Here is a 10998-nt window from a genome sequence, read left to right as displayed (position 1 = left end):
GCGAGCGCGCGCAGGACCCGGCGCTACTGGCGGAACTCCCGTACTGGACGGACCTGGCGGGCGCCGACGAGCCTCCGCTCGGCCGTCGCCCGCTGGACCGGTCGCAGGACACCACCGCCACCGCCCGCCACCTGACGGTGACGCTGCCGGAGACCCGCACGGCACCGCTGCTGTCGTCCGTCCCCGCCGCCTTCCACGGCGGCGTCAACGACGTCCTGCTGGGCGCGCTGGCCCTCGCCGTGCGCCAGTGGCGCGAGGCGCGCGGCGCCGATGCCGCCGACGGAGTTCTGATCGACCTGGAGGGCCACGGCCGCGACGGCGACCGCGTCGGCGCGGACGTGGATCTCTCCCGTACCGTCGGCTGGTTCACCCGCGTCCACCCCGTACGACTCGACGTCACCGGCTCCGGGGACGACCCGGCGGACGCGGTGAAGCGGGTCAAGGAGCAGCTGCGGGCGGTCCCCGGCGACGGCTTCGGCCACGGCCTGCTGCGCCGCCTGAACACCGGCACCGCGGACGCCCTGGCCGCGCTCACCGAGCCCCAGATCGGCTTCAACTACCTGGGCCGTACGGTCTCCGTGTCGGCGTCCCCGGGATCCGCGGCCGACTGGACGCCGCTCGACCGGCCGGGCGGCCTCGAGGGTCCGACGACGCCGCTGCCGCACGCGCTCGACATCAACGCCATCGCGAAGGACGGCCCCGAGGGGCCGGTGCTGTCGGCGACGTTCGCGTGGGCGGGCGGGCTGCTGGACGAGGCGGAGGTGCGGGACCTGGCCGAGCGGTGGCTGCGGGCGCTGGAGATCCTCGCGGACACGGGCGCGGAGAACGGCGGCCACACGCCGTCCGACTTCCCCCTCGTACCGGCGCTCACCCAGGAGCAGGTCGAGACCCTGGAGGCCGCCTACCCCGGCCTGGAGGACGTCCTGCCGCTCTCCCCGCTCCAGGAGGGCCTGCTCTTCCACGCCGTCTACGACCACGAGGGGACCGACGTCTACACCGCCCAGGTCGAACTCGATCTGGAAGGACGGCTGGACGGGGCGACGCTGCGCGAGGCGTGGACGGCGCTGCTGCGCCGGCACGCCAACCTGCGGGCCGCGTTCGTACCCGACACGGCCGGCGTGCCCGTCCAGGTGGTCGTCCGCGACCCCGAACTGCCCTGGCGGACCGTCGACCTGCGCGCCCTGCCCGAGGCGGACGCGGAGGCGGAGGCCGGCCGGACGGCCGCCGAGGAGCGCGCACAGCGCCTCGACCCGGCGCAGGCACCGCTCATGCGCCTCACCCTCCTCCGCCTGGGAGACACCCGCCACCGCCTGGTGCTGACGAACCACCACATCCTGTTCGACGGCTGGTCGGTGCCCGTCCTGGCGAAGGAACTCTTCACCCTGTACGCCGGTGGCGTCGGCGCGGAACTGCCGCCGCCGACTCCCTACAGCGACTACCTCGCCTGGCTCGCCGCCCAGGACGGGCAGGCGGCCGAGCGGGCCTGGGCGGACGCGCTCGACGGGGTCGAGGAGCCGACCCTGCTGGTCCCGGACGCCCCGACCGATGTCGCCGGCGCACCCGGCGTGCCCGCGAGGATCGGCGCGGACCTCCCCGCGCCGACCGTGACGGCGCTGCGCCGGCTGGCGCGCGACCGCGGCCTGACGGTCAACACCCTGGTGCAGGGCGCCTGGGCGCTGCTGCTGTCCCGGCTGACCGGCCGCGACGACGTCGTCTTCGGCACGACGGTCTCCGGCCGTCCGCCGGAGATACCCGGCATCGAGTCCATGGCGGGCCTGTTCATCAACACCCTCCCGGTCCGGGTCGTCCTCGATCCGGCCGAACGGCTGGCCGATCTCCTGCTGCGCGTCCAGGACGCCCAGTCGAAGCTGCTGGCCCACCAGCACGTCGGCCTGAGCCGCATCAACAGGCTGTCCGGCCTGCCGCGGCTCTTCGACAGCCTCGTCGTCTTCGAGAACTACCCGGTCGCCGAAGGGGCCGTCCCCTCCTCCGGCCTCACCGTCAGCGGGTCGAAGGTCCACGACGCGACCCACTACCCGGTGACCCTCGCCGCCGGACTCCGCGACGACGACCGACTGTGGCTGCGGCTCCACTACATGCCGCACCTCCTCACCGAGGAGGCCGCGCACACGCTCACCGGACGGTTCCTCGCCCTGCTCCGGACGCTCGCCGACGACCCCGCCCGCCCGTCCGGCACCGTCGAGGTCCTCACGGCCGAGGAGCGGCACCGCATCCTGACCGACTGGAACGACGTCGACGCGGACTCGGTGAGACCCGCGACGAGCGTCGCCGAGGCGTTCGCCGCACAGGTGGCGCGGACGCCGGAGGCCGTGGCCGTCCGCTGGGACGGCGGCGTGCGCACGTACCGCGAACTGGACGAGCGGGCGGACCGGCTCGCGGCGCGGCTGCTGTCCCTGGGCGTCGTCCCGGAGGAGCGGGTCGCGCTGCTGATGGAGCGATCGCCCGAGGTCGTGACGGCGGTCCTCGCAGTGCTCAAGGCCGGAGCGGTCTACGTGCCCCTCGACGGGAAACTGCCCGAGGCCCGGCTCGCCTCGATGACACGGCTGACCGGATGCCGCGTCGTGATCACGGACGGCAGCACGGCCGCCGGCAGACTGCCCGGCGTCGAGCACGAGGTCGTGATCGGCGACGACGACCGACCGGAGGAGGCAGCCGTCCAGGTGCCCGCCCCGCGCGTCCTGCCGGACAGCGCCGCCTACGTGATGTTCACCTCCGGCTCCACCGGCGAGCCGAAGGGCGTGGAGATCACCCACCGCGGAGTGGTGAGCCTGGCCACCGACCGCCGTTGGAGCACTGGTGCCGCGTCCGGTGCCGACGCGCGCCCGCACCGGGTGCTGCTGCACTCGCCGTACGGCTTCGACCCGTCCACCTATGAGCTGTGGATGCCCCTGCTCGGCGGCGGCGAGGTCGTCGTCGCACCACCCGGTGACCTCGACGTCCCCACCATCGCCCGTACCCTCCGCACCCACGGTGTGACCTCGCTGCTGCTGACCGCCGGGCTCTTCCGCGTGGTGGCGGAGGAGGACCCCGGCTGCCTGGCCGGCGTCCGCGAGGTGCTGACCGGCGGAGACGTGGTCTCGTCGGCGTCCGTGCGGCGTGTCCTGACCGCGTGCCCGGACACGGCCGTCACCGACATCTACGGCCCGACCGAGATCACCCTGTTCGCCACCCAGCACACCCTGCGCGACGCGGCCCGGGTGCCGGGCAGCGTTCCCATCGGCCGCGCCCGCGACGGCATGCGCGCCTATGTGCTCGACGGCCGGCTGCGTCCGGTGCCGCCCGGCGCGCCCGGGGAGCTGTACATCGCCGGTGACGCGCTGGCCCGCGGCTACCTGAACCGGTTCGCCCAGACCGCGGAGCGCTTCGTCGCCGACCCGTTCGGACCGGCCGGTACCCGCATGTACCGCACCGGAGACCTGGTGCGCTGGACACCGGACGGAGTACTGGACTTCCTCGGCCGCGCCGACCAGCAGGTGAAGATCCGCGGCTTCCGCATCGAACCCGGCGAGATCGAGGGCGTCCTGGGCCGGCAGGACGGAGTCGCCGACGCCGTCGTCCTGGTGCACCAGGCACCCTCCGGCGCCAAACACCTCACCGGCTACGTCGTGCCCGAACCAGGCCGCGTCCCCGACACCGGCACACTCCGGGCGGCCCTCGCCGAACGACTCCCGGAGTACATGGTCCCCTCCGACATCCTCCTGCTCGACGCGCTGCCGATCACCTCGAACGCCAAGCTCGACCGCGCGGCTCTGCCCGTGCCCGACTTCACCGGCACGGCGGGCGCGGGACGAGCACCCCGCACTCCCGCGGAACGGACCCTGTGCACGCTGTTCGCGGAGGTACTGGGCCTCGGCAGCGTGGGCGTGGACGACGGCTTCTTCGCCCTGGGCGGGGACAGCATCATGTCGATCCAGCTGGTCAGCCGGGCACGGCGGGCCGGTCTGGTGCTCACCTCGCGCGACGTCTTCGAGCACCGGACACCGGCCGCACTCGCGAAGGTCTGCCGCACCGCCGGCGAGGAACCGGCGGACGCCGCCGAGGACGACGGCACGGGTCCGGTGGAGCCGACTCCGGTGATGCGCTGGCTGCGGGACTGGCGGGGCACGGCGGCCGGCTTCCAGCAGTCGGTGCTGCTCCGGGTCCCGCCGGGGCTGGGCGAGGAGCGGCTGACGGCGGCCGTGCAGGCACTGCTCGACCACCACGACGCGCTGCGGCTGCGGGTGTCCGTCGACTGGGCGTCCGAGGTGGGTGAGCGGGGTTCGGTCGATGCGGCCCGGTGCGTGCGCCGTGTTCCCGCGGCCGAAGCCGACATCGCCGGGGAGGCGCGGGCGGCGGTGGCGCGGCTGGCGCCGGAGTCGGGCGTGACGGTGCAGGCGGTGTGGTTCGACGCGGGGCCCGAGGACTCCGGCCGGCTGCTGTTGACCGTGCACCACTTCGCCGTGGACGGCGTGTCGTGGCGCATCCTGGTGCCGGACCTGCGGCAGGCGTGGGAAGCGGTGGCCGCCGGTGAGCCGGTGCGGCTCGACCCGGTGGGCACGTCGTTCCGGCGCTGGGCGGGACTGCTCCGCGAGCAAGCACATGACCCGCAGGTCAGCGCTGAACTCCCGTACTGGCAGGACGTATTGAGAAGCGGCGGGCCGACGCTCGGCAACCGCGACCTGGCCCCCGCGTGCGACACCGCCGGCACGGCACGGCGGCTGACGGTGACGCTGCCCGGTGCGCACACGGGCCCGCTGCTGTCGTCCGTCCCCGCCGCCTTCCACGGCGGCGTCGACGACGTCCTGCTCGGCGCCCTGGCTCTCGCCGTGCGGCAGTGGGGTACGGCTCGCAGGGCCGACGCCGACGTCGAAGGCGGTGTGCTGATCGACCTGGAGGGCCACGGCCGTGACACCGGCCGGGCGGACGTCGATCTGTCGCGCACGGTGGGCTGGTTCACCCGCGTCCACCCCGTACGGCTCGACGTCACCGGCTCCGGGGACGACCCGGCGGACGCGGTGAAGCGGGTCAAGGAGCAACTGCGGGCGGTGCCCGGCGACGGCACGGGGTACGGCCTCCTCCGCCACCTCAACGCCGGCACCGCGCCCGCGCTCGCCGGTCTCCCCCGGCCCCAGATCGGCTTCAACTACCTCGGGCGCACCCCGACGACGTCCGCCTCCCCGTCCGCCGCGTCCGACTGGTCGCCGGTCGCACAGCCGGGGGGACCCGACACCGATCCGGCCACGCCGCTCGCGCACGCCCTGGACGTCAACGCCGTCACGGTCGACGGTCCGGACGGCCCGGTGCTGTCGGCGACGTTCACGTGGGCGGGGAAGCTGCTCGACGAGGCGGAGGTGCGGGACCTGGCCGAGCGGTGGCTGCGGGCCCTCAGGACCCTCGCGGACACGGGCGCGGGGAACGGCGGCCACACGCCGTCCGACTTCCCCCTCGTGCCCCTGACCCAGCACCAGGTGGAGAACCTGGAGGCCGCCCACCCCGGCCTGGAGGACGTCCTCCCGCTCTCCCCGCTCCAGGACGGGTTCCTGTTCCACGCGCTGTACGACGCCCAGGGCACCGACGTCTACACCGCCCAGCTCGTACTGGACCTGGAAGGCCCCCTGGACGCGCCGGTCCTGCGCGAGGCGTGGACGGCGCTGCTGCGCCGGCACGCCAACCTGCGCGCCGGGTTCGTGCACGACGACGCCACCGGCGCCCCCGTCCAGGTCGTCGTGCGCGACCCCGAACTGCCGTGGCGCACCGTGGACCTGACCGGTACACCCGCAGCGGAGCAGGCCGTCCGGCGCGACCGCGTCGCCGAGGAGGAGCGGTCGGCACGGTTCGACCTGTCGCGGCCTCCGCTGCTGCGCGTGGCGCTGGTCGAGCTGGGCGAGGAGCGCCACAGCCTCGTCCTGACGCCGCACCACATCCTGCTCGACGGCTGGTCCATGCCCGTGCTGCTGCGCGAGATGTTCGCGCTGTACGCGTCGCGGGGCTCGGCGGCCGGACTGCCCGCGGTCACCCCGTACGGCGACTACCTCGCCTGGCTCGCCGTCCAGGACCGGGACGGGGCGCGTGCCGCCTGGACCGCCGAGCTGGCCGGACTGGACGAGCCGACGCTGCTCGCCCCCGGGGCGTCGGGCGCGCCCGCGGCCGAACCCGGCCACGTGGCGCTGGACCTGCCCTCCGGCACGGTCGCGGCCCTGCACCGGCTGGCGCGGGAGGCGGGCCTGACGGTCAACACCCTGGTGCAGGGGGCCTGGGCGGTGCTGCTGTCCCGGATGACGGGCCGTGACGACGTCGTCTTCGGCGCCACGGTCGCGGGCCGCCCGCCGGAGGTCGCCGGGGTCGAGTCCATGGTCGGCCTCTTCATCAACACCCTGCCGGTCCGGGTCGCCCTGGACCCGCGGGCGACCGTCCTGGAGACGCTCACCGGACTCCAGAGCAGGCAGTCGTCCCTGACGGCCCACCAGCACCTCGGTCTGAGCGAGGTCACGCGCCTGTCCGGCCACCCCGTCCTCTTCGACACCCTCGTGGTCTTCGAGAACTACCCCGTCGACCGGGAGTCGTTCGCCCCGCGCGCAGGCGCTTCCGGGCCGCGGCTCACCGGGGTGAAGGGCCGGGACGCCACCCACTACCCGTTGAGCCTCATCGTCGCCCAGGGAGCTCACGACGGTGCCCTCACCCTCCGCCTCGGCTACCAGCGGGCCCACTTCGACCACGCGGCCGTGACCGCGTTGGCGGACCGGCTGGGCCTGCTGCTGCGGGAGTTCTCCGCCGATCCCGGCCGGAGACTGGCGGCCCTCGACGTCCTCCGCGACGAGGAACGCGAACGGGTTCTCACCCGGTGGAACGACACGGCGGTGCCCGTCGCGCCGGCCACCCTCCCCGGGCTGTTCGCCGCCCAGGCCGCCCGCACACCGGACGCGCCGGCCGTCGTCCACGGCACGCGGCGGCTGACCTACGCCGAGCTGGCCGCCCGCGCCTCCGCGCTGGCCGGCCGTCTGCGCCGGGCCGGAGCCGGACCGGAGACCCGTGTCGCGGTCGCCGTGCCCCGCTCCGCCGACCTGGTCGTCGCCCTCCTGGCGGTCCTGGAAACGGGCGCCGCGTACGTGCCCGTCGACCCGGGTCTCCCGGCGGAACGCATCGCCCTGCTGCTGGAGGACACCGAACCGGCCGGAATTCTGGTCACCGGGGCAGTGGCGGCACGGTCCGCGCTGCCCGCCGGCGACGCGCCCGTCCTCGTCGTGGACGCCGCCGACGACGACGGGGCGTGTGCACCCGCCCCCGCATCCGCTCCCGACCCGCGCAACCCCGCCTACGTCATCCACACCTCCGGTTCCACCGGCCGGCCCAAGGGCGTCACCGTCTCGCACGAGGCCGTCGTCAACCGGTTGCTGTGGATGCAGGACGCGTACCGGCTCACCGCCGAGGACCGGGTGCTGCACAAGACGCCGACCGGCTTCGACGTGTCGGTGTGGGAGCTGTTCTGGCCGCTGATCACCGGCGCGGCCCTGGTCGTCGCCCGGCCCGACGGGCACCGGGACCCGGCCCACCTCGCGGAGCTGATACGCGCGGAAGGGGTGACGACGGCGCACTTCGTGCCGTCGATGCTCGGCGCGTTCCTCGACGAGCCCGCCGCGGCCGGGTGCACCGGACTGCGCCGGGTGGTGTGCAGCGGCGAGGAACTCCCCGCCGACCTCGCGGCCCGCTTCCACACCGTGCTGCCCGAGGTGCGGCTGCACAACCTGTACGGCCCCACGGAGGCGGCCGTGGACGTCACCCACTGGGACTGCGAGCCGGACGCCCCGGGCCCCGTGCCGATCGGCCGGCCGGTCTGGAACACCCGGGTGTACGTCCTGGACGCCGCGCTGCGTCCGGTGCCGCCCGGGGCCACCGGCGAGCTGTACCTCGCCGGGGTGCAGCTGGCACGCGGCTACCACGGCAGGCCCGCGCTGACCGCCGAACGCTTCGTCGCCGACCCGTTCGACCCGGACGGCGCCGGCGGTGGACGCATGTACCGCACCGGTGACCTGGTCCGCTGGCGCGCCCGGGGGTGCCCCGGGCCGGAGGCCGGAGGAGGTGTCCTGGAGTACCTGGGCCGCGCCGACCAGCAGGTCAAGGTGCGCGGGGTGCGGATCGAGCCGGGCGAGGTCGAGGCGGTCCTGCGCGCCCACCCCGGCGTCGCCCGCGCCGCCGTCGTCGTACGGTCCGACGGGCGGGGCGGGGCACGGCTGATCGCCTACGCCGTGCCCGCCGCCGGTCCGGCTCCCGCCTCCGCCTCCGTCGAGCCGGCCCTGCTGCGGGCTCACGTCGCGGACCGCCTCCCGGAGTACATGGTGCCCGCGGCCGTCGTCACCCTGCCGGACCTGCCCCTCACCGTGAACGGCAAGCTGGACCGCAAGGCGCTGCCCGAGCCCTCGTTCACCGCGTCCGGCGGCGGGCGCCTGCCGCGCGACGCCGAGGAACGGCTGCTGTGCGAGCTGTTCGCCGAGGTGCTCGGCGTGGAGCGGGTAGGCCCCGGGGACAGCTTCTTCGAGCTGGGCGGGCATTCGCTGCTCGCGGTCCGGCTGCTGGGCCGTATCCGCTCGGCCACCACCGCCGGTGCCTCACCCGCCCTGGGCATCCGCTCGTTGTTCGACGCACCCACCCCCGAGGCGCTGGCCCGTCTGCTGCGTACCGGCGACGGGCGGGGTACCGGGAACGGGGCCGAGGAGTCCGCGCGCGCCCTGGAGGTGCTGCTGCCCCTGCGCACCACGGGCACCCGGCCGCCGCTGTTCTGCGTCCACCCGTGGGCCGGACTGAGCTGGCCGTACGCCGGTCTGCTCCGCACCCTCGGCGACGACCGGCCCCTGTACGGGCTCCAGGCCAGGGGACTGGCCCGCGCGGAGGAACCGCCCGCGTCCATGGGCGAGACGGCCGAGGACTACCTGGCGCGGATCCGCGCGGTCCAGCCCGAAGGCCCGTACCACCTGCTGGGCTGGTCCTTCGGCGGCCTGGTGGCCCACGAGATGGCGGTGCGGCTGCGCGAGGCGGGTGAGGAGGTCGCGCTGCTCGCCCTGCTGGACTCCTACCCGCCGGAGGCGACCCTCGCCGCAGGGTCCGCCGAAGCCGACGGGCCCTCCTCGCAGGAGTGGACGGACGGCGACGTCCTCGCCGGGCTGCTGCGCTTCCTCGGCCACGAGGCGCCCGGCCTCGCGGACGGCGGCCCGGTGGACGCGGAGACGGCCCGCGAGGTGCTGCGGCGCGAGGGCGCGCCCCTCAGCGGCATCCCGCCGCACACGCTGCGGGCGTGGCCCGGCATCGCCGCCCGTCACGCCCGTCTGCAGAGGGAGTTCGTTCCCCGGCATTTCGACGGTGATGTCCTGCTGTTCACCGCCGAACCGGATCCTGGGGCGGACGCGCCGGACCCGGCTTCGTGGACGCCGTACGTCGGCGGTCACCTGGACGTACGTCCCGTCGCCTGCGGCCACCACGACATGACGCTCCCCGGCCCCCTCACCGAGATCGGCCGAGCCGTCGCCGGGCGCCTGGAACGCACCGACCGCCCCCGCACCCCCTGACCCGGACACACCCCGGCCCGACCCGGGTCGGATCGATCCGCCCCGCCACCGATCCCCTGATCCCGAGCACGGAGCACGGAGCACGACCATGACGACCAACCCCTTCGAGAACGACGACGCCCAGTACCTGGTCCTCGTCAACGACGAACTCCAGCACTCCCTGTGGCCGGTCTTCGCCGACGTCCCCGCCGGCTGGACCGTGGCCCTCCCGGCCGCGAGCCGTCAGGAGTGCCTGGACTACGTCGAGAAGAACTGGACGGACATGCGGCCGAAGAGCCTGGCCGACGCCATGGCCGGGCAGTGACCGCCCCTCACCCCGCCCGCCGCCCTTTCCCACTCCGTGAGGAGAACGACATGACGGACCACACCCCCGCCACTGCTCTGCGCGTCAGCCACGTCGAGCTGTACGTCACCGACGCCGAGGCCGCCGCGTCGGCGTTCGTCGACGGCTACGGCTTCCGGGTCTGCGCCACCGCCGAACGCGGTGGCGGCCCCGAGGGCGCCTCCCGCTCCCTCGCGCTCCGCCAGGCCGGCATCGTCCTGGTCGTCACCCAGGCGCTCGACGACACCCACCCGGCCGCCGCCTTCGTGGCGCGGCACGGTGACGGCATAGCCGACATCGCGCTGAGCGCCGCTGACGCCCGCGAGGCCTTCGCCGACGCCGTCTCCCGCTCCGCCGTGCCCCTCGCCGAGCCCGCGGAGCGGGACGGCTGGGTCACCGCCGCCGTCGCCGCCGGCTTCGACGACGTACGCCACACCCTGGTCCAGCGGCCCGCCGGCCACACGGACACGGCCGTCCCGCTGCCCGGCTTCGAGCCGGTGGCCGAGCCCGCCGAGGTGTCCGGGGAGCCGGTGGGGCTCACCGTCCTCGACCACGTCGCCGTCAGCGTCCCCATGGGGCAGCTCGCCGAGAGCACCGGCTACTACGAGCGGGTCTTCGGCTACGCGTCCGTCTACGAGGAACTGATGGTGCAGGGCACCGAGGCCATGGACTCCAAGGCCGTCCGCAGCCCCGCCGGCGACCTCACCTTCACCATCCTCGCGCCGAGCCCGGAGCACGACGCGGGTCACCTCGGCGACTTCCTGGAGCGGCACGGCAGCGGCGGCGTGCACCACCTGGCCTTCGCCACCACCGACATCGTCACCGCCGTCGACCGCATGCTCGAACGCGGCATCGTCTTCCTCGGCACCCCCGACACGTACTACGACCGGCTGGAGCAGCGCCTGAAGCTGAACCGCCACTCGATGGCCGAGCTGCGCAAAGCCCGCATCCTCGCCGACGAGGACCACGGCGGCCAGCTCTTCCAGATCTTCACGCGCACCGTCCACCCCAGGCGCACGGTCTTCTACGAGATCATCGAGCGGGCCGGCGCGGACAGCTTCGGCGGCGGCAACGTCCGCGCACTGTACGACGCCGTCCAGGCGGAGAAGGCCGAGCACG

At 74.7% G+C, this 10998-nt stretch carries 3 protein-coding genes; all 3 read left to right on the top strand.

Annotation, left to right across the window (positions count from 1 at the left end):
• On the top strand, positions 1–9557 hold a 9557-nt coding region (locus RIM90_RS27245), incomplete at its 5' end, for a non-ribosomal peptide synthetase (RefSeq protein WP_309063406.1).
• Between the two features lie 88 nt (positions 9558–9645).
• Positions 9646–9861 (top strand): MbtH family protein, encoded by a 216-nt coding sequence (locus RIM90_RS27240; RefSeq protein WP_106410863.1) that lies wholly within the window; start codon positions 9646–9648, stop codon positions 9859–9861.
• Between the two features lie 50 nt (positions 9862–9911).
• A partial coding sequence (hppD, locus tag RIM90_RS27235) for a 4-hydroxyphenylpyruvate dioxygenase (RefSeq protein ID WP_309063405.1) occupies positions 9912–10998 on the top strand: 1087 nt, incomplete at its 3' end.

Origin of the sequence: Streptomyces sp., assembly GCF_031181555.1 — a bacterium.
Taxonomy (GTDB): Bacteria; Actinomycetota; Actinomycetes; order Streptomycetales; family Streptomycetaceae; genus Streptomyces; species Streptomyces fimbriatus.
Note: the sequence above shows the minus strand (reverse complement) of the source record. Positions and strands in the feature narration are given on the sequence as shown.

What these genes read in the sequence shown, in the direction of transcription:
- RIM90_RS27240 (WP_106410863.1), top strand. Translation starts at nt 9,646, where the DNA reads ATGACGACCAACCCCTTCGAGAACGACGACGCCCAGTACCTGGTCCTC.